The sequence below is a fragment of the Flavobacterium soyae genome (genome assembly GCF_021245985.1).
In the GTDB taxonomy this organism is placed as follows: Bacteria; Bacteroidota; Bacteroidia; order Flavobacteriales; family Flavobacteriaceae; genus Flavobacterium; species Flavobacterium soyae.
Genome location: NZ_JAJQXA010000012.1, coordinates 63,632 through 84,541 on the forward strand (window position 1 = coordinate 63,632; position 20,910 = coordinate 84,541).

The 20,910-nt window shown below is 33.0% G+C and carries 20 protein-coding genes; 7 read left to right on the plus strand and 13 right to left on the minus strand.

Annotated elements, in window-relative coordinates; all coding sequences use genetic code 11:
* Positions 1 to 84 precede the first annotated feature (84 nt).
* From LUU93_RS15645 to LUU93_RS15675, 7 genes are all read left to right on the plus strand, one after another.
* Positions 85 to 1,050, plus strand: coding sequence for a Gfo/Idh/MocA family protein (locus tag LUU93_RS15645; protein WP_232682110.1), 966 nt, complete (start codon positions 85 to 87; stop codon positions 1,048 to 1,050).
* A 90-nt stretch (positions 1,051 to 1,140) separates the two neighbouring features.
* On the plus strand, positions 1,141 to 2,028 hold the full coding sequence (locus tag LUU93_RS15650) for a 3-hydroxyacyl-CoA dehydrogenase family protein (protein WP_232682111.1): 888 nt from the start codon (positions 1,141 to 1,143) through the stop codon (positions 2,026 to 2,028).
* 12 nt (positions 2,029 to 2,040) lie between these two features.
* A complete protein-coding gene (locus LUU93_RS15655) occupies positions 2,041 to 2,712 on the plus strand; it encodes a YggS family pyridoxal phosphate-dependent enzyme (RefSeq protein WP_232682112.1) in 672 nt (223 codons plus the stop codon).
* Between the two features lie 100 nt (positions 2,713 to 2,812).
* On the plus strand, positions 2,813 to 4,174 hold the full coding sequence (locus LUU93_RS15660; protein ID WP_232682113.1) for an exonuclease domain-containing protein: 1,362 nt from the start codon (positions 2,813 to 2,815) through the stop codon (positions 4,172 to 4,174).
* Positions 4,175 to 4,204: 30 nt separating this feature from the next.
* A complete protein-coding gene (locus LUU93_RS15665) occupies positions 4,205 to 5,044 on the plus strand; it encodes an ion transporter (protein WP_232682114.1) in 840 nt (279 codons plus the stop codon).
* Positions 5,045 to 5,196: 152 nt separating this feature from the next.
* A complete protein-coding gene (miaA, locus tag LUU93_RS15670) occupies positions 5,197 to 6,117 on the plus strand; it encodes a tRNA (adenosine(37)-N6)-dimethylallyltransferase MiaA (protein WP_232682116.1) in 921 nt (306 codons plus the stop codon).
* Positions 6,118 to 6,203: 86 nt separating this feature from the next.
* A complete protein-coding gene (locus tag LUU93_RS15675; protein ID WP_232682117.1) occupies positions 6,204 to 6,950 on the plus strand; it encodes an acyl-[acyl-carrier-protein] thioesterase in 747 nt (248 codons plus the stop codon).
* A 176-nt stretch (positions 6,951 to 7,126) separates the two neighbouring features.
* On the opposite strand, the gene LUU93_RS15680 is transcribed toward LUU93_RS15675, so the two are convergent.
* The 13 genes from LUU93_RS15680 to LUU93_RS15740 form a co-directional block, all read right to left on the minus strand.
* Positions 7,127 to 7,654: a tetratricopeptide repeat protein gene (locus LUU93_RS15680; RefSeq protein WP_232682118.1), complete on the minus strand. Its 528-nt coding sequence runs from the start codon at positions 7,652 to 7,654 to the stop codon at positions 7,127 to 7,129.
* A 76-nt stretch (positions 7,655 to 7,730) separates the two neighbouring features.
* A complete protein-coding gene (gene prfH / locus LUU93_RS15685) occupies positions 7,731 to 8,420 on the minus strand; it encodes a peptide chain release factor H (RefSeq protein WP_232682119.1) in 690 nt (229 codons plus the stop codon).
* Positions 8,421 to 8,432: 12 nt separating this feature from the next.
* Positions 8,433 to 9,824, minus strand: a complete 1,392-nt coding sequence (locus tag LUU93_RS15690; RefSeq protein WP_232682122.1) for an RtcB family protein — start codon at positions 9,822 to 9,824, stop codon at positions 8,433 to 8,435.
* A 685-nt stretch (positions 9,825 to 10,509) separates the two neighbouring features.
* Positions 10,510 to 11,226 (minus strand): response regulator transcription factor, encoded by a 717-nt coding sequence (locus tag LUU93_RS15695; RefSeq protein ID WP_012025443.1) that lies wholly within the window; start codon positions 11,224 to 11,226, stop codon positions 10,510 to 10,512.
* Positions 11,227 to 11,229: 3 nt separating this feature from the next.
* A complete protein-coding gene (locus tag LUU93_RS15700; protein WP_232682123.1) occupies positions 11,230 to 12,816 on the minus strand; it encodes a sensor histidine kinase in 1,587 nt (528 codons plus the stop codon).
* Positions 12,817 to 12,875: 59 nt separating this feature from the next.
* Positions 12,876 to 13,472, minus strand: coding sequence for a dephospho-CoA kinase (gene coaE, locus LUU93_RS15705; protein WP_232682124.1), 597 nt, complete (start codon positions 13,470 to 13,472; stop codon positions 12,876 to 12,878).
* A gap of 1 nt (position 13,473) precedes the next feature.
* Complete coding sequence (locus LUU93_RS15710; protein WP_232682125.1) at positions 13,474 to 14,472, minus strand: glycosyltransferase family 2 protein; 999 nt, start codon at positions 14,470 to 14,472, stop codon at positions 13,474 to 13,476.
* 119 nt (positions 14,473 to 14,591) lie between these two features.
* Positions 14,592 to 15,782, minus strand: a complete 1,191-nt coding sequence (fabV, locus tag LUU93_RS15715) for an enoyl-ACP reductase FabV (protein WP_232682126.1) — start codon at positions 15,780 to 15,782, stop codon at positions 14,592 to 14,594.
* Positions 15,783 to 15,882: 100 nt separating this feature from the next.
* Entirely contained in the window at positions 15,883 to 17,535 is a 1,653-nt protein-coding gene (recN, locus tag LUU93_RS15720; protein WP_232682127.1) for a DNA repair protein RecN, read from the minus strand.
* Positions 17,536 to 17,589: 54 nt separating this feature from the next.
* A complete protein-coding gene (gene porD, locus LUU93_RS15725) occupies positions 17,590 to 18,480 on the minus strand; it encodes a type IX secretion system protein PorD (protein WP_232682128.1) in 891 nt (296 codons plus the stop codon).
* A gap of 69 nt (positions 18,481 to 18,549) precedes the next feature.
* The gene (gene coaBC, locus LUU93_RS15730; protein WP_232682130.1) at positions 18,550 to 19,764 is read right to left on the minus strand and encodes a bifunctional phosphopantothenoylcysteine decarboxylase/phosphopantothenate--cysteine ligase CoaBC; all 1,215 of its coding nucleotides are present in this window, start codon (positions 19,762 to 19,764) and stop codon (positions 18,550 to 18,552) included.
* Positions 19,765 to 19,773: 9 nt separating this feature from the next.
* Positions 19,774 to 20,091, minus strand: a complete 318-nt coding sequence (locus LUU93_RS15735; protein ID WP_007807938.1) for a DNA-directed RNA polymerase subunit omega — start codon at positions 20,089 to 20,091, stop codon at positions 19,774 to 19,776.
* 9 nt (positions 20,092 to 20,100) lie between these two features.
* Complete coding sequence (locus LUU93_RS15740) at positions 20,101 to 20,895, minus strand: outer membrane protein assembly factor BamD (protein WP_232682131.1); 795 nt, start codon at positions 20,893 to 20,895, stop codon at positions 20,101 to 20,103.
* Between the last annotated feature and the right edge of the window lie 15 nt (positions 20,896 to 20,910).

Here is a 20,910-nt window from a genome sequence, read left to right on the forward strand (position 1 = left end):
GATTAATTTATAAAAACCAAATCTTTACTGCATACATTTTTACATTCAACAAATAAATTCTATTTTTGTTTAAAATACATTCTCATGTTAAAAGTAGGAGTTTTAGGTGCTGGTCATCTTGGTAAAATACATTTACGCTTATTACAACAATCTGACAAATACGAATTAGTTGGATTTTACGACGAAAATCAAGAAAATGCCGAAAGAATCTCAAAAGAATTTGGCTATAAAAATTTCAGCACAATTGCAAAACTTATACACGCTGTCGATGTAATCGACATTGTTACCCCAACTCTTTCGCACTATAAATGTGCAAAAGTGGCAATTAAATCAGGAAAACATATCTTTATTGAAAAACCAATTGCCAATACCGTTGAAGAAGCTGAAGAAATTATCGCTTTAGCAAAAGAATACAATGTAAAAGGGCAAGTGGGTCATGTTGAGCGTTTTAATCCAGCTTTTATCGCAACAAAAAACATGATCGAAAATCCGATGTTTATTGAAACGCATCGTTTGGCCGAATTTAATCCGCGTGGTACAGACGTTCCTGTAGTCCTGGATTTAATGATCCATGACATTGATGCCATTTTAAGTGTTGTAAAATCAAAAGTAAAAAACATTAATGCAAGCGGTGTTTCGGTTATCAGCGAAACTCCGGATATTGCCAATGCTAGAATCGAATTTGAAAATGGCTGTGTTGCCAATTTAACAGCCAGCAGAATTTCATTGAAAAATATGCGTAAATCACGTTTCTTCCAAAAAGATGCTTACATTTCAGTTGACTTTTTAGAGAAAAAATGTGAAGTAGTTCGTATGAAAGATGCGCCAGAAGTTCCGGGAGATTTTGATATGATCCTGCAAAATGCCGAAGGTGTAAAAAAACAAATCTATTTTACAAATCCTGATGTTGAACATAATAATGCAATTCTTGATGAATTGGAATCTTTTGCAAATGCAATCAATACAGATACGACTCCGGTTGTAACACTTGAGCAGGCGACAGATGCATTGCGTGTAGCTTATCAAATTATTGATTGTTTCAATAAATAATATAAAAATATAACTCATTATTTTAAGGTTTAAAGCTGGCAGAAAAGCCGCTTTAAACCTTAACTTTTAAAATTTAAATACCAAAATTAAATGAAAACTATAGCTGTAATTGGTGCAGGAACAATGGGCAACGGAATTGCTCATACATTTGCACAAAGCGGATTTACCGTAAAACTAATCGACGTTTCTGAAAAATCATTAGATAAAGGAATGGCAACTATTGCGGCCAACTTAGACCGTATGCTTGCAAAAGGGACAATTACACAGGAAGATGTTGCTAAAACAATCACCAATATAATTACCTATACTGATATTAAAGACGGCGTTGTTGGCGCCGATTTAGTTGTAGAAGCCGCAACTGAAAACGTAGAATTAAAACTGAACATTTTCAAGCAATTAAACGAAGCTTGTTCTCACAATACTATTTTAGCAACAAACACTTCTTCAATATCCATTACACAAATTGGTTCTGTTGTTGCACATCCTGAACGTGTTATCGGAATGCATTTTATGAATCCGGTGCCAATTATGAAATTGGTAGAAATCATTCGTGGTTATAATACCAGCGACGAAGTAACAAAAATCATCATGGATTTATCTGAAAAATTAGGTAAAGTTCCTGTTGAAGTAAACGATTACCCAGGTTTCGTAGCTAACAGAATTTTAATGCCAATGCTAAACGAAGCAATCGAAACGTTATATAATAAAGTTGCAGGAGTTTACGAAATTGATACCGTAATGAAATTAGGAATGGGACACCCAATGGGACCGCTTCAATTAGCTGATTTTATTGGTCTAGATGTTTGTCTTGCGATCTTAAATGTAATGTACGAAGGTTTCAAAAATCCAAAATATGCTCCTTGCCCATTATTAGTAAATATGGTTAGAGCTGGAAAACTGGGTGTAAAATCTGGTGAAGGTTTTTACGATTACAGAGAAAGTAAAAAAGCAGAGAAAATCTCTAAGCAGTTTTTATAAAAAAGAAATATCATGTCGATTCAATCGAATTTAAATACAGTTAAAACAAGTTTGCCTGAACACGTAACTCTGGTTGCCGTTTCAAAAACAAAACCTGTTTCAGACTTGATTCAAGCTTATGAAGCTGGCCAGCGTATTTTTGGAGAAAACAAAATCCAGGAAATGACTGAGAAATGGGAACAAATGCCAAAAGACATTCAATGGCATATGATTGGTCATGTTCAGTCAAATAAAGTCAAATTTATGGCACCGTTTGTGAGTTTGATTCATGGCGTTGACAGTTTGAAATTATTGCAGGAAATAAACAAACAAGCTTTAAAAAACAATAGAACAATAGACTGTCTTCTTCAAATATATATTGCCGAAGAAGAATCCAAATTTGGTTTAGACGAAAACGAACTAAATGAACTTTTAACTTCTGTGGAGTTTAAAGAATTAAAAAATATTCGTATCTTAGGTTTAATGGGAATGGCAACCTTTACAGAAGATCAAAATCAAATTAAAAAAGAATTCACCCATTTAAAATCGATTTTTGATTCATTAAAAAACATTGACGGATATGGTAAAGACGCACTGCAGTGCGTCTCTACAATTTCAATGGGAATGTCCGGAGATTATCAACTCGCAATTGAATGCGGCAGTACAATGGTTCGCATTGGAAGCAGCATTTTTGGAGGAAGATAATTTTTCATAAGCCACAATCGTAAGACGCACTGCGGTGCGCCTCTACAAAAAAACTGAACACTAATTCGATAACATCGAAACTGAACACTGAACACTTAATTTGTACGCAATACTTGACATAGAAACCACTGGAGGACAGTTTAATGAGGAAGGAATTACGGAAATCGCCATCTATAAATTTGATGGACATGAAGTAGTAGACCAGTTCATAAGTCTTGTCAATCCCGAAATTCCGATTCAGCCTTTCGTTGTAAAACTGACCGGAATCAACAATGCTATGTTACGATCGGCGCCAAAGTTTTATGAAGTTGCCAAACGTATTATCGAAATCACTTCTGATTGCGTTATTGTCGCTCACAACGCATCTTTTGACTATCGAATTTTACGAACAGAATTCAGACGTTTAGGCTATGATTTTGAAGCCAGAACACTTTGTACAGTAGAATTAGCAAAAAAACTAATTCCGGAACAGCCATCTTACAGCTTAGGAAAACTAGTGCGTGCGCTCGGAATCCCTATGGCAGACAGACATCGCGCCAGCGGAGACGCTATGGCAACTACAAAGCTGTTTAAAATGCTTCTTGAAAAAGATGTTGAAAAAACAATCGTAAAAGACTTTATAAAACTTGAAGTTGAAAAAGGAATTGCACCAAAATTCCTTGACCTTTTAAGTCAAATGCCAGCAAAGACTGGTGTTTATTATATCTATAACGAAAATAGTACTTTAATTTACATTGGCAAAAGCCAAAATATCAAAAAGAGAATCAATCAGCATTTTACCGGAATTACAACTAAAAGTAAAAAAATCCAGGCCGAAGTTTTCACGATAACTTATGATGAAACCGGCAGTGAATTAATAGCGCTTTTAAAAGAAAGTCAGGAAATAAAAGTTAATCGTCCGCGATACAATCGTTCTCAAAAAAAAATAGTTTTTCCGCTTGCTTTATATGCCGAAAAAGACTCTAATGGTTATTTAAATTTAAAACTCGAAAAAGCCGACGGACGTAAAAAAGAAATTACATCTTTTGCTTCTTTACAGGAAGGTAAAAATGCACTTTTCAGGTTTACTTCGAAATATCATTTGTGCCAAAAATTAACCGGCTTATACCAAACCAAAAAAGAATGTTTTCAATATAAAATAAAAGAATGCGACGGCGCATGCATTGGCGAAGTTGCACCTGAAATTTATAATTTAAGAGTACAGCAGTTTATCTCTGAAAACAGCTTTGAAAACAAAAGTATGATTTTAATCGACAGAGGTCGAAATATAAACGAGCGAAGCGCTATTTTAATCGAAAACGGAACTTATAAAGGATATGCTTATTACGATCTTAATTATCAGATTACCAATATAGACATCCTAAAAAACATCCTAATCCCTATGCAGCACAACCGCGATGTAAAAAATATAATTCAAAGCTACATTCGCAAGAGCAAATCTCTAAAAATCCTCAATTTTTAACAAAACAAAACTTTCATTATCTTCGCAGATATGAAAAACAGAAAATCAAAATACGAAATCTTTAGAGAAAAAATCAAAATTATCCTGTATGGCACCAACACCATTTTGGGCCGAATGTTTGATTTGGTTCTTTTAGGTTTAATTTTATTAAGTGTTCTTTTAATTATGATGGAAACCGTTGAAGGGATTAATCAAAAATACCATCAACAGCTTATTATCTGCGAATGGATTATAACTGTCTTTTTCACAATCGAATATATTTTAAGAATCATCTCAATTCAAAAACCTGTTAAATACGTTTTCAGCTTTTACGGAATCATCGATTTACTTGCCGTATTGCCTATGTATTTATCAATATTTTTTCCAGGTGCAAGCGTCTTATCTGTTGTCAGAGCATTACGTTTTTTCAGATTGTTCAAAATATTACATATTCCGCAAATTTCTCATCAATCGGCACAGCTTCGGGATGCAATCGAAGCCAGTAAAGAGAAAATTTTAGTATTCATCTATTTTGTACTCATCAGTACCGTAATCATTGGTACAATTATGTACTTAGTCGAAGGTAAAGAATCAGGATTTACCAGTATTCCAATGGGAATTTACTGGACAATAGTAACCTTAACAACAGTAGGGTATGGAGATATTTCGCCTCAATCACCTTTAGGACAGTTTATTGCTGCACTAGTAATGATTTTAGGTTACGGAATCATTGCCGTTCCAACCGGAATTGTAACGGCAGAATTTGCAAAAAGCAGCCTGAGAAGCAGTTCCGTAAACATTAAAAAAACATGCAAAAAATGCCAGTCGCAAGTCCATTTTGATAACGCCAAATACTGCTGCGAATGCGGAACTCAATTGCAAATTAATTAATTTATGGAGCTAATCCATCTGTACATTCCAACTCCTCCTTATCTTTGTTGTTTTTTTAAGGCATAAAAGGAGCTTCCGCCGGTCGCTCTTTTATACCAAAAAAACGAACAAATATAAGTCCGGGGTTTCCATTTCCATCTGGGCTAAAAAATATGAAATACCTAATCACCATTGTCGGACCAACAGCTATAGGCAAAACAGCCTTAAGTATTGCTTTGGCACAGCATTTTAAATGCGAAATCGTTTCTTGCGACAGCCGTCAGTTTTTTAAAGAAATGACAATTGGAACAGCGGTTCCAAATCAAGACGAATTAAATGCTGCCAAACATCATTTCATTCAAAATAAATCCATCTTTGAAAATTACACCGTTGGCGATTACGAAAAAGAAGCTTTAGCCAAGATCGAAGAACTATTTCAAACCAATGACTTTGTAATTCTTATTGGAGGATCAGGCCTATATGTTGATGCAATTTTAAAAGGCTTTGACGAATTTCCGGAAATTGATCCGCAAGTTCGTTCTCAAGTAAATTCAAATTACGAAAAACTAGGAATTGAATATCTTCAGGAACAATTAAAAAACTTAGATCCGGAATATTATCAAAAAATAACAGTCGAAAATTCACAAACATTGCAAAACCCGCAGCGAATGATGCGTTTTGTAGAAGTTTGCATTGGAGCACAAAAACCGTATTCGTCATTTTTAAATCAAAAGAAAAACAATCGGGACTTCACTCCTATTTTAATAGGTTTAGATGCAGACAGAGAAGTTATTTACAACCGAATCAATCAGCGTGTTGACATTATGATGAATGAAGGTTTACTAGAAGAAGCAAAAACCTTGTATCCTAATAAAGCGTTAAATGCGCTTCAAACCGTTGGTTATAGAGAATTATTTAGTTATTTTGATAGAGAATTCACATTACCATTTGCCATAGAAGAAATCAAGAAAAACACAAGAAGATTCTCCAAAAGGCAATTAACGTGGTTCAAGAGAAATGAAAACACAAAATGGTTTGATTATGCAGCAGATAGAAAAGAAATTATAGATTACATAGAAAATCTTCTAAAGTAAAATCAAAAATCTTTTTTCTATACTCTTTATTCTATTCTCTAATAGAAAAAATCTAAACTCAACAATCTAAAATCTAAAATAATAAAATGCCAATATCTCCAAATTTCACATCAGTTTTAACTAAGGACTGGGAAATCAATTTCACACAATGCACCCCAACTGGTTTTTTAAAATATACCGATTTGTGTAATATTTTACAATTAACCGCCGCAGCGCATTCAGAAATTGGGGGAATTAGTTTTTATGATATGCAGGAATTTCACCAAGCCTGGGTTTTAAGCCGAATGCGCGTTGAAGTTCACTCTTTACCAAAATGGCAGGATGTTGTAACCGTAAAAACATGGATCAACAGTCTGGAAAATTCACGCTCGGTCCGTGCGTTGGAAATGTATGTAAACGGAAAAAAAATCGTAGGCTGCGAAACGTATTGGGCCGTTTTCAATACACAATTACGCCGTCCGGAAGCTTTGGCTTTACCTTACGAACATTTTGAATTATTCCCTGAAACCAGAGCTACAGAAGAAGGTTTTTCTAAAATAAACATCAATCACGAAAAAGAAGCTGTTTTTCAAAAAATAGTTTATTTATCTGATTTAGACATTGTAAATCACGTAAATAATGTAAAATATCTGGAATGGTGTCTTGATCACGTTGACCCAAAAAGAATCCTGAAACAAGAAGTTAAAAGCTTCGAAATGAACTTTATGAAAGAGCTTTCGCTAAAAGATAATGTTGTAATTCATGAAAGCGAAGACGATGATCATACAACAGCAACATTCAGCATTACAAAAGGTGAAAAAACTTGCTTTGCGTTAGAATTACATTGGAAATAAACGGCTATTTCATTCCTGCAAGGTTTTCAAAACCTTGTAGGTATTTACATTTGCAAGCGTTTTACTCAAATTTCGATATTAATATCTAAATAACAAACCTACAAGGTTTTGAAAACCTTGCAGGAACTTATACTAAATAAAAAAACGATGCAAATTGCATCGTTTTTTTATCAAAATCATTTCGATTTCTTTTTAGAATCTTTTTTAGATTTCTTTTTCTTCTTTAGTAAATCAATTTTGCCTTCAATTCTTTTCTCTACATCGCTAATATTACATTCGTATGCAAATTGTAAAGAATGAAGCTTAGCATTTTTAATTTCCTTCAAAGCTTTCTTAAACTCATTCTGTGCTTCAAATAAAATCGCTTTTTTAACGTAAATATCAGATTTATTAATTCCTTTTATCGTTAAAGCAAAATCAATTAATTTTTGTGCTTCTTCATAATCTTCGTTCAAAATTAAAGTCTGCAAATAATACGGATAAACTTCAAGCGCATGAATATTAATCGATAAAGCTTCCTGAAAATAGGATTTAGCCTCATCATAATTCATTAACTGTTCTGCCTGAATTCTTCCGTACAAGCACAAAACCATTGTATTTTTTGCATCATAAGAAAAAGCATAATCTAAAGATTCAATTGTTTCTTCAAGCGAAAACGGATAGTTATCCAAAGCCTGAAAAAGGTATTTATCAATTGTTTTCATTTTATGTGTTGATATTTATTGTTTTTTTTGGTCACATATAATTCGCATATCATCATTGTTTTTTACGACCAGCTTTTTAATTATGCTCATTTCGTAAATCGTTTTTTAATTTCTGACGAGTTCCTTTGTAACTTTTCTCTACTTTGTTCTTTTTAAAATCACTCCCGGTAAAGACCCTCACAGGGTTGCCACGCTCAATATTGAGCTGATTTTCCCATTGTTTGCCCACGTGATTTTTAAGCTGAACCAGTTTCTCATCTTCTAGTTTTTTTAATAATCTTTCTGTTGCCAGTTTTTTGTTTTGATGCTGCGAGCGGCTGTCCATAGAAACAACTGCAATTCCTGTTGGAATATGCGTCGCCCTAATTGCCGAACTCACTTTATTTACATGCTGGCCGCCAGCGCCCGAACTACGCATTGCCTGATATTGAATATCATTTTCTGAAACTGATGCATTTTTTTGCACTTCGATTTCAAAAATTCCAATAAACCAGTTCTTGCGTTTGTGCATTTTCCTAAACTGACTCTGACCAATCCATTGAATTGTTCCAACCCAGGATTTTACAAATTGGACAGCATTTTTTCCTTTTATCGAAATTGAAGCTGTTTCAATCGTTCCGTTTTCTTCTCCAACTTCCCGTTGAAGCAGCACAACATCTAATTGCTGCTCTTGCGCTTCTTCTAACACTTTTTTAAGCACTTGGGCGACAACCCAAGTACATTCTGCAGGTCCGCGACCCGCTGTTATTTGAATTATTTTTTCCATTTTAAATCTCTTTTAGCGATCCATTCTAACAATCTTCGGCGTAAAAGTTCCTAAGACTTCGACCAAATCGGTTTGGTTTGCCATTACTTTTGTAATGTCTTTGTATGCCATTGGAGTTTCATCAATATTTCCTCCAATCAATGTTACATCATTGGCTTTCAAAACCTTTTTGATTTCGCTTTGCGTAAAAGTGCTTTTGCATTTCGCTCTCGAAAACAATCGTCCGGCACCATGCGAAGCAGAATTTAAACTTTCTGCGTTTCCTTTACCCTTCACAATGTAACCCGGTGCAGTCATTGAGCCTGGAATAATTCCCAATTGCCCTTCTGCTGCTGGCGTTGCTCCTTTTCTGTGCACAATACATTCCTGACCGTTTACCATTTCTTTCCATGCAAAATTGTGATGGTTTTCAATTGTAACCACTATCCTTTTCCCAATCGCTTTAGCAATTCGTCTATGAATATCATCGTGACAGGCTTTTGCATATTCTCCAGCTAAATTCATTGCCAGCCAATATTCCTGACCATCATGTGTATTCAAATCCAGCCAGGCTAAATGCTGTACATTTTTTGGTAACGGACATTGTTTTGCTGCCAAGTAGGTATAATGCTTCGCAATATTTGCACCTAAACCACGAGAACCACTATGTGAAAGAACGGCGAAATACTCGCCTTTTTCAAGCTTCCAATCATTCTCCGGATTTTCAATTTTAGCAATTCCAAATTCAACAAAATGGTTCCCTCCGCCTGAACTTCCTAATTGTTTATAAGCTTTTGGTAAAAGATTCTTTAGCAGCGGAATATCCTGAAATTCACTTTTATGAAAAACTTCATGATCTACTCTTGAAGCGTGTGTTTCATTCATCCCGAATTTTGTATTGTCTTTTAAAATTGCTTCTAACTGATGTTCTTTTCCTTTGAAATGCGACGCCGGCAAATCAAAAATTGAAAGGCTCATTCGGCATCCAATGTCAACTCCAACTCCGTACGGAATCACAGCGTTATCTGTTGCTAAAACTCCGCCAATTGGCAGTCCATATCCTGAATGTGCATCCGGCATTAAAGCTCCGGCTACTGAAATTGGCAGTTTCAACGAATCATACAATTGAAATTTTGCCTGCTGGTCAATTTCATTTTCTCCAAAAATCGTAAAAGGAGCCCTTGTTGATTTAAGCTGATGCATTCTTACCTGAACCGGTTTTATCAAACCTTCAGCAACTTTTCCCCAAGTTCCGTGGCCTTCAAATTTTTCAGGATTCAACAGAACGTCTTTCGCCTCTGTTAAAATAGATTCCTTTTTTTCTCTTTTTCTATATCTGTTTATCTGCCCTAAGGCGATATTTATTGAATTGTTTTTTGGAAAACCCAATTTAATCAGGTCTTTACCAGTTAATTTATTTCCCATAAATTTTTATAATTATGTTTATGCATAATCAAGTCAAATTGAAACCAATCAAGGATTCAAGAATGAAATAAGCATGCGGATTTTTTATCCTTTCGGATAGTTTGTAAAATATTTTTCGGGAAAATTTTGAAGTGTCTAGAATAAAAAAAGCCCGAAACTAAATGTCTTCGGGCTTTTTTATATATCTAAAAATGTATTTCTAAGATTGAAATAAGCCACGAAGAAGTGCTGCACCAAATCCGTTTGGTGTGAAGTTTTGTGATGTCGATGTAAGTACAAACATTTTTCTTCGTTTTTAAAGGGTTATTATTTTTTTCGTCTGCAAATATTCAGAATTGTTTTTTGAATTTCCAAATTTATTTTTCAGAAAAGTTGTATGAAAAATATTTTTAGCTTTAAATTCTTCAACAAATAAGAAGTTATTGTTTTGAAAATGAAAGCAATAGATTATGTAGAAATAAAATTAGAAATTTTAATATTTTATCTAGTGTTTGTCATTTCGACTGAAAGGAGAAATCGCACGCGTATATCGACAAAGATTGGCGACTTACGTTGCAGATTTACGAGTGCGATTTCTCCTTTCAGTCGAAATTACATGATTGTGTTGCAAATTTAAAACCAAATTTTAGGACATAAAAAAAGCCCTGATTACTCAGAGCTTTTATATCGTTTTTAGATGAATTTATTATTCAGAAACTTTGCTTTTTACAACTAATCTGAAACCTTCTCCGTGAATGTTAAGAATCTCAACATCTTCATCAGATTTTAGGTATTTCCTAAGTTTAGCGATGTAAACGTCCATACTTCTTGAAGTAAAGTAGTTGTCATCTCTCCAGATTTTAGTCAAAGCTAATTCTCTTGGCATTAAGTCATTTTCATGAAGAATTAACATTTTAAGCAATTCATTCTCTTTTGGAGACAATTTAATTGGCTCTTCATCCTGGAAAGTCAAGAATCTAAGTTTTGAGTTTAAATGGAATTTACCAATATTAAATTCAAATTGTACTTGCTCTGCTTTTGTATCAGCTGATTTTCTTTGAATAATCGCTTTGATTTTCATCAATAAAACTTCTGAATCAAAAGGCTTATTTAAATAATCGTCAGCACCAGCTTTGTATCCTTTTAATACATCTTCTTTCATAGATTTTGCTGTCAAGAAGATAATTGGCACTTCGCTGTTCTTTTCTCTAATTTCTTTTGCTAAAGTATAACCATCTTTATAAGGCATCATTACATCAAGAATACATAAATCGTAAACGTCTTTCTTGAATTTTTCGAAACCTTCCATACCGTTTTTAGCTAAAGTAACTTCAAAGTCATTTAACATTAGATAATCTTTAAGAACCGCCCCAAAATTTAGGTCATCTTCTACTAAAAGTATTCTTTTGTTAGTATTTTCCATATTTTAATTTATTAATGGTATTTTTATTATAAAGGTGCTACCTTTTCCTTTTTCGCTTTCAACATATACTTGACCATTGTGATCCTCTACAATTCTTTTTACATATGCCAGACCTAAACCATGTCCTTTTACATTATGAAGATCTCCTGTGTGCTCTCTATAGAACTTTTCAAACACTCGTTTTTGAGCTATCTTACTCATTCCTAAACCATGATCTTTTACTTTTATCAAAATCATGTCTTTTACATTCTCTGTAAAAATTTCAATTTCAGGAGTATCAGGAGAATATTTTATGGCATTTTCTAAAATATTTACCAAAACATTTGTAAAATGAACTTCATTGATTAAACAAGTCGTTCTTGCTGCATTATAATGTTTTACTACAGTACCTTTTCTATCTTCTAAAATAAGATTTACATGCTCAATTGCATCGTCAATTACATCAGTCACCACGGTTGGTTCTTTAGTAATATCAAGTTCTCGTTTTTCTAATTTTGAAATACGCAAAACGTTTTCAACCTGTGCATGCATTCTTTTATTTTCATCCCTTATCATTTGAAGATATCTATAGACTTTGTCTTTATCTTCAATAATTTTAGGATTTCTAATTGCATCCAGTGCTAAATTTATTGTTGCAATTGGAGTTTTAAACTCATGTGTCATATTATTAATAAAATCTGTTTTGATTTCAGAAATATGTTTTTGACGCAATAATTGATTTAGGGCACTTGTATAAGCAACTATTATAATTAAAGTAAAAACTATTGACAGAATAGTGATACTTAATAATTCTGATAGCAAAAATTTCTTTTTATGAGGGAAAGTAACTGACAATTCATACCTGCTATTTCCTTCATTATCAGTATATATCGGAATATTATATGTCGCTTCTTTGTCGTAGTGAAATCCATCTGATTTAATCTTAGTTGGAACACCGCTGCTATAAATCCCAAATTCGAACTTCGTCTTAACTCCGTATTCTTGTAATTCTTTCTTTAAAAGCTTAGAAAGTTTATCTTTAGTAATTCTTCCTTCAATTGGAGTTAAGGATGCAATATCTTTATACTGAATTTGCTGCTGAACTTTATTTAAAATATCTAAACTTCCTGATTTTTCAATTGTAAGGTCTGGTATTATGCTTTGACCTAAATTGTTATTATCAATTCCGTTATTGTTATTATAAACTTCGGTTACTCTTTTAGAGCTGAAATTCTTAAATCTCTCACTACTGAATTTTTTATTAAAAAGCGATCCGCTTATATCGTAATCTTCAGAAGTCAGCGTATTAGAATAAACTATTGTTTTATTTGTTTTTGTATTTCTCTGCACATAAAATACTTCCAGTAAATCTTCCTTTTTAGGAATTTTACCTGTACTGTCTTTTATGCGATTATATTTATCGTAAAAACTGTATTCTTCTTGCTGTTCAAGTTTGTCTGCAACATTTCCGATAACTTGGGTAACGTGGTATTTAAACTGCTCTTCATTATTTTTAAATGAAGAGTTAAACCAAAATACCTGCACCAGAATTATCCCTATCAAGGACAAGCTCATCAGTAAAACAAGTATTCTAAAAAATAATTTATTCATCGAAACAAAATTAATATTTTAACAATATACTAAATAATACATTAACCAAATATTAACATTTAAGACTGTTTTTGTTTTATATTCAAAATTTTAAGAATTTTAACAACTTCTTCTTTAGCAATTTTAAGATTACTGTTATTAATAACAAAATTGCTCAAAGAAATTCGTTTTTCATCATCCCACTGCATTTTCATTCTGCTTAAAACGTGTTCGCGTGTTGTATTATCACGTTTCATCACTCTCTCAATTCTTAATTCTTCAGGAGCAGTAACTGTAATTATATAGTCCAGTTCTTTGTACTTGCCGCTTTCAAATAAAATGGCAGCTTCATAAACTACAAAAGCTTCATCTTTATTTTGTGATAACCAAAATTGAAAATCTTTTTTTACCGCAGGATGTACAATCGAATTTAAAACTTCTAATTTATCTGCATTATTAAAAACAATATCAGCTAATTTTGCCCGGTTTAAAACATTATTTTCAAAGAGCGATTCTCCAAAAGCATTTTTTATTGCAGTAATAATTTCTGCCGACTGCATTATTTTTTTAGCTTCATCATCAGCGATGTAAACAGAAACCCCCATTTCCTTAAAAAAAGCAGTGATTGTCGTTTTACCGCTTCCTATTCCGCCGGTCAAGCCGATAATTTTTGTCATATTATATTTTAAAAAACATACGAGGAAAAGCTTCTTGCGGTTTCTTCTTTAGTAAAATAACTTTCACAAAAGATTCCAAAAAACCTGTTCCGTAACCATAAAATTGTTTCCAAACAGCAATAACCGATAAATACCCAATTTTGATACTTTTATTCTGAATACTTGCTGTAAGAAAAATAATAACGAAATATACAAAATATAATTGTAATAAAATATCAATATTAAAAATTAATAGTAAAAAAGCTATCAATAAGCCTATGATAAATATGGTTGGAAAGAAAAAAGTAAGCTTATTATGTTCTGGATACCAACTGTTTAATATTGGCCTGGCTATACCGAATTTTTTTACCTGAATTGAGAATTTTTCCCAGTCAATTCTACGTTTATGATATACAAAAGCCTCAGAAAACAATCTGGTTTCAAATCCTAAGTTCCATAAACGGATCGATAAGTCGGGATCTTCGCCGGGATGAATATTTCCAAAGCCTTTTGAAGCTTCAAAAGCTTTCTTCGAAATTCCCATGTTAAAACTTCTTGGCTGGAATTTATTAATTTTTTCAGAACCGCCGCGAATTCCTCCTGTAGTAAGAAAAGATGTCATTGCAAAATTAATTGCTTTTTGAATGTTCGAAAAACTTTTCAAGGCTTTATCCGGCCCGCCAAAACAGTCCACATATTTTTCATCTAAAGCTTTACGAACTTCAGTTAAATAATTATGTGGAATAATACAATCAGAATCAAAAATGATAAAATAATCTCCTCTCGCTTTCTGCATCCCAAAATTTCTAGAATCGCCGGGACCAGAATTTGGTTTAAAATAATATGAGATATTCAATTTCCCTTCATAATTCATTACAACATCTTTACAAGGAATCGATGATCCGTCTTCAACCAGAACAATTTCAAAAGGTTCATTATAATCAGATTTTGTAAGACTTTCTAAAAGTTCATCAACTTCGTCCGGGCGATTATACACGGGTATAATTAAAGAAAAAATCATAGCAGGAATGCGGTTTTAAGTGGAATATTTTAAACTTTGAAAATTTCAGCAAAGATAGTTATATTCATAAAAAAACCATCAACTTTTGGTTGATGGTTTTTACTGTAAGATTTATGTTTTTATTTGATACTGTCAATAGTAACTACTTCATTAGCTTCAGCTTTGTAGTCAACTCCTGCAAATTCAAATCCAAATAAATTTAAGAAGTCATTTCTGTAACCTGCTAAGTCTCCAATAGTCGGTAACGTTTCTGTTGCAGCTTCTTTCCAAAGTTCAGCCACTTTTGCCTGAACATCGTCACGCATTTCCCAGTCGTCAATTCTAATTCTTCCTTTTTCATCAACAGGAACTTCAGAACCGTTGTATAATCTATCCTGGAACAAACGTTGAATCTGCTCGATACATCCTTCGTGAATACCTTCTTCTTTCATGATTTTGTATAAAAGAGAAATATATAACGGAATAACCGGAATTGCAGAACTTGCTTGTGTAACTAATGCTTTGTTTACAGAAACATAAGCTTTTCCGCCAATAGATTTTAAGTTATCAGTAATAGTAAATGCTGTAGCTTCTAAATGGTCTTTTGCACGGCCAATTGTTCCTTTACGGTAAACTGCTTCTGTTAATGCCGGCCCAATATAAGAATAAGCTACTGTTGCAGCACCTTCTGCCAATAAATTTTCATTTTTTAAAGCATCAATCCACATTGCCCAGTCTTCACCTCCCATTACTGCGACTGTGTTTTCAATATCTTCTTCGTTTGCAGGAGCGATCGAAACCTCAGTTACATTTCCTGTATGAAAGTCAACTGTTTTGTTTGTAAATGTCTGCCCAATTGGTTTTAAAACTGAACGGTGTAAAACTCCTGTATTAGGGTTTGTACGAACCGGAGAAGCTAAACTGTAAATTACAAGGTCTACTTGTCCTAAATCAGCTTTTATTAAATCTAAAGTTTCTCTTTTTATTTCGTTTGAAAAAGCATCTCCGTTGATACTTTTTGCATATAGACCTGCTTTATGAGCTTCTGCTTCAAAAGCTGCAGAGTTATACCATCCTGGTGAAGCTGTTTTTCCTTCAACCGGCGGTTTTTCGAAAAATACTCCAATTGTAGCAGCATCTGATCCGAAAGCACTTGTGATTCTTGAAGCTAATCCGAAACCTGTTGAAGCACCAATAACTAATACTTTTTTTGCTCCGGCAATTGCACCTTTTGATTTGATATATTCAATTTGATTTTTAACATTTTGCTCAGCTCCCTTTGGGTGGGCAGTCAAACAAATAAATCCTCTCATTCTAGGTTCTATAATCATACTTTTTTTATTTACTCATAAATCAGCCATTAATCAGGATAAACGACGATTTATTTATGTTTGTTTAATTATTTTTCGATGACAAATATAAAGTATTTCTTTAGTTCAACAAGGCCTTGGCGTGATTTAAAGCCGAATCTGAAACGACTGCTCCAGATAACATTTGAGCAATTTCTATAACTCTTTCGTCCTGAGACAGTAACTTTAATTCTGACTGTGTATGATCGCCTATTGTGGCTTTAGAAACTTTGAAGTGCGAATCTCCTTTTGCTGCAATCTGCGGTAAATGTGTGATCGCAAAAATCTGCATTTTGGCACTCATTTCTTTCATAATCTCTCCCATTCTAATGGCAATTTCTCCCGAAACTCCGGTGTCAATTTCATCAAAAATTAAGGTTGGTAATTTTGAGTATTGTGCTAAAATTGCTTTAACTGCCAGCATAATACGAGACATTTCCCCGCCTGACGCTACTTTTTTCAATAAACCAAAATCGGTTCCTTTATTGGCTGAAAATAAGAACTGTAATTCGTCTTTTCCGTTTTGAAAATAAGTTTCAGATGGTAAAAGTTCAATATTAAAACGAACATTTGGCATTCCTAATGTTTCTAAAATCGATATTAGCTGATTTGATAAAACCGGAATTGCATTTATTCTATTTTGATGAATTGTTGATGCAAAAGCATCTAATTCTGTTGCTTTTTCTTCGATTGATTTCGATAAGGTTTCGATTTCTTCTTCGATATTATCTAATTCTAAAAGTGTATTTCCTAAATCTGCCTGAATTTGAAGTAATTCGTCTACAGAATTAACATGGTGTTTTTTTTGCAGATTAAAAATTAACTGCAGTTTTTGACTTACTAATTCTAATTGCTCCGGATCGTTTAATAATTTTTCTGAAGCATTTTGCAATTCTTTTGAAACATCATCAAATTCAATAGAAATACTGGTGATTCGTTCAAAAAAATTTTGATATTCTGCTGAAAAAGGCGCAATCTTTTGTAATGCGTTTTTAATTTCATTAAGATTATGAAATACTCCAAATTGTTCTTCGTTTGCAATTACAAGCGATTTATCAATTGACTCTTTTATAATTTCGACGTTATTCAGTTTTTCAAAATCAGCTTCTAATTCTGCCTGTTCTCCAGATTTTAATTTAGCCGAAACCAATTCGTTCAATAAAAAAGTATTGTACTCCTGCTCTTTTCCTGAATCGCTTTGTTTTTTTAATAAAGCATTTAATTTTGATTTCTCTGATTTATAAACTTTTAATAGATTTTGATAGGTTAGAATTGTATCAAAATTATCAGCAATAGCATCAATTATTTTAAATTGAACCGTTTCATCAGACAATTCCTGGGTTTGCTGCTGCGAATGTATATCGATTAAAAAAAGACTCAAATCCTGTAATTCCTGAAGGTTTACCGGACTGTCATTTATAAACGCTCTTGATTTTCCTGAAGGTAAAATTTCACGTCTAATTATGGTTTCATCTTCATAATCGAGATCATTTTCTGCAAAAAAATCTTTTAAGCTGTATTTAGAAATTTCAAAATGTGCTTCAATAACACATTTTTCTTCTTTGTTTTTTAATGAAGTTAAATCTGCCCTTTTTCCTAAAACAAGTCCAATTGCTCCTAAAATAATCGATTTTCCTGCACCTGTTTCACCTGTAATTATAGAAAAACCTTTTGAAAAATCAATAGAAAGCTTTTCAATTAGAGCATAATTTTTAATCGATAGTGAAGTTATCATAAAGGAAAATTATAAAAATAAAGTGCTACGAAGAAAGGAAAAAAAATTAAGTTTTTAAAACTTAATTTGCGACCATTTTGAATTATTTAAAGGCGAAACTCTATTCAAAATATCGGTTAAGTCTGTAACAGGAATACTTGGGCCTCCGGAAAAAATAGAAACTATTTCATCTGATTTTGCATCAAAAAATACGCGGGTTAAAAATGCATTTGGCCTAACTGAATTAACTTTTCCAATAAGTAATAAAGAAGATTTTACTTTTTCTTTTGCTCCTTTTAAATCATTGCTCATAGTATCTAAACCTGTATGATATAAAAAAGTTGTCTGACGTAAATCAGTATACATTGGAGAAAGCATATCTGTTATTAAATAATAACGATTTTGAAGTCCGTCTGTCTGACTCCATCCTTTAAATCCGCCTTGCTGAGCAACGCTTGCAATGTTTTGAGCCGTTTCAAAATATTGATTTCCGGCACCACTTTGAAAGGTATCAGCGTCCATACCCAAAATTATGTAACTGTAAAAAGATACTACAGATACTAAATTCGATTCAAAAACAGATGGATTGAACAATAATGGTTCGTATTCTGTGTATCTAAAATTAAAGTCTTTGTCATTAAAATTTAGAACTGGCGAAGAATAAGTCGAATTGTAAATTAATCTTGAAGACTGCACCTGAATAGTTCCTGTAAACTGGTCAGAACTATAGGATGACAATGTAATATACATTGAGCAATTAATTCTTTCATGCTGTTTTAAAGCAGATCCTGATCCTGTCCAGTCTGTTTTATTTACAAATTCAGACAAAGATGCCTGCAGCGTTTTAAAAACCTGCTGATTTGGTGTAGGAAGCCTTTCAGTATTGATAGTTACTGTACAATTTAGCTGCTGCGCCTGAGTAAAGCCAAAAATAAAAAATACGAAAAGTGTAACTATTTTGTTCATACAAATAAAATTTTATTACCCGCAAAAATAGAACAACTATTCTTACTTTTTATAAAATATTTTAAATCTTTATGATTTTGAAAAATGCGAAACCACTTTGTTTAAAATATCGACAGCTACAAATTCTTTCGATTTTAATTCCATTGGTTCGATATTAAAATTTTTATCAATAAATGTTACTTTATTGGTTTCTTGTTTAAAACCGGCACCTTCATCCTGCAAAGAATTTAGAACTATCAAATCTAAGTTTTTTTTCTGGATTTTCAGCTTAGCATTTTCAATTTCATTTTCTGTTTCAAGGGCAAAGCCTATTAAAAACTGATTTTTTTTAATAGCTCCTAAAGAGGACAAAATGTCTTTTGTTTTCTCTAATTCAATCGAAAACTCACTTGCATTTTTCTTAATCTTTTGTAACGCAACTTCTTTGGGTCTGTAATCTGCTACGGCTGCTGCTGCAATTGCTGCATCACTATCATTAAAATGTTTGTGACAAGCATCGTACATTTCCTGCGCCGACATTATATTTATAACTTCAATCGAAGGATTTTTAGCTTTATAATGTGTTGGCCCCGAAACTAAAACAACCTGAGCCCCAAGATTTGCGGCTGCATTTGCAATATCAAATCCCATTTTTCCAGAAGAATGATTTCCTATAAAACGTACGGGATCTATTGCTTCGTATGTTGGACCTGCAGTAATTAGTATTTTTTTTCCTTTAAGGGGTAGTTTACTTTCTAAGTCTGCTTCAAGAAAAGCTATAATATTTTCTGGTTCAGCCATTCGGCCTTCTCCGGATAAACCACTTGCTAATTCTCCTTTTTCAGCAGGAATAATTGTATTGCCGAATTTCTTTAAAGCATTAAAACTAGAAATTGTAGAGGGATGTTTGTACATGTCCAAGTCCATTGCGGGAGCAAAATAAACAGGACATTTAGCCGATAAGTATGTTGCAATTAAAAGATTATCGCAATTTCCTACTGCCATTTTTGACAATGTATTTGCTGTTGCCGGAGCAATCAGCATCAAATCTGCCCAAAGGCCTAATTCAACGTGATTATTCCATACAGCATCTTCATCATCCTGATTAAAGAAACTGGAATGTACAGGATTTTTTGATAACGTAGATAACGTAAGCGGGGTTACAAAATCCTTAGAAGCAGGTGTCATTATCACTTGGACATGTGCACCTGCTTTTATAAAAAGTCGTACTAATGAGGCTGTTTTATAGGCTGCAATTCCACCAGAGACTCCCAGTAAAATTTTTTTCCCGTTTAAAACTGACATTATACTATATTATTTGTTTGAACCTCTGTGGTAAGTTTTTCCGTCTAACCATTCCTGAACAGCTAAAGCGTGTGGTTTTGGTAATTTTTCGTAAAATTTAGAAACTTCGATTTGTTCTTTATTTTCAAAAACTTCTTCAAGACTGTCATTGTAAGTTGCAAACTCTTCTAATTTCTCTGTTAATTCTTTTTTAATTTCAGAATTAATCTGGTTTGCTCTTTTAGCCATAATGGTAATTGCTTCATACACATTTCCTGTTGGCTCTTCAATAACTGTTTTATTGTAAGTTATTGTGTTAACAGGAGCATTCGTCTTTTTTAAATCCATGACTTATTTTTATTTAGTATATTTTTGTAAATCCGTTTCAACTCTGGCATTCATTTCGTCTGCCTCTTTTTTATATTTTGTATCGCTTTTAAACTTAATTAAGTTTGCGTAAGCTGTTTTTGCAATATTTAAACGTTCTTCCATTTTTGCAGGAACACTGTTTATTGCTAACTTATATGCTGAATCATATTTGTAAAACAAAGCGTCTTCTTTGAAAGGAGTTCCCGGAAAATCAGCTATAAAATTATCAAAAGCTACCAGAGCTGATTTATAATCTGAAATTTCATTGTATCCTTTAGCATTTTCGTATGCTTTTTTCTCTAATTTTCCATTCAAAACCTGCACAGTTTCATTTGCCTGAGCGATATATTCAGAATTTGGATAGTTATCAATAAATGCCTGTAATTTTTCTAAGGCTTTTACTGTATCTGTCTGGTCTAAGCTGTAAACCGGAGACAATTTTGAATAACTGTAAGCTCCTAAATAAGCACATTCCTGTACTTTTTCGCTTCGTGGATATCCTGAAACAAAACTTTCAAACTGATATCCTGCCAGATAATATTGTTTTGTTTTGTAATAAGACTGTGAAAACATATAAAAAAGTTTTTCAGCCTGAGGTTTACCTCTATATGTTGGCGCTAATTGTTCAAAAAGACGAATTGCTTTATTATACTTGCCCGCTTCGTACATTTTTGTCGCCACTTCGAACTTTGCCGCAACATCTTCATTTTTCAATGCCTTTTGGTAATCACTACAAGAACAAAAAAGGGCGACAACAATTAATAGAGATACTATTTTTTTCATTTATTTACTTTTATT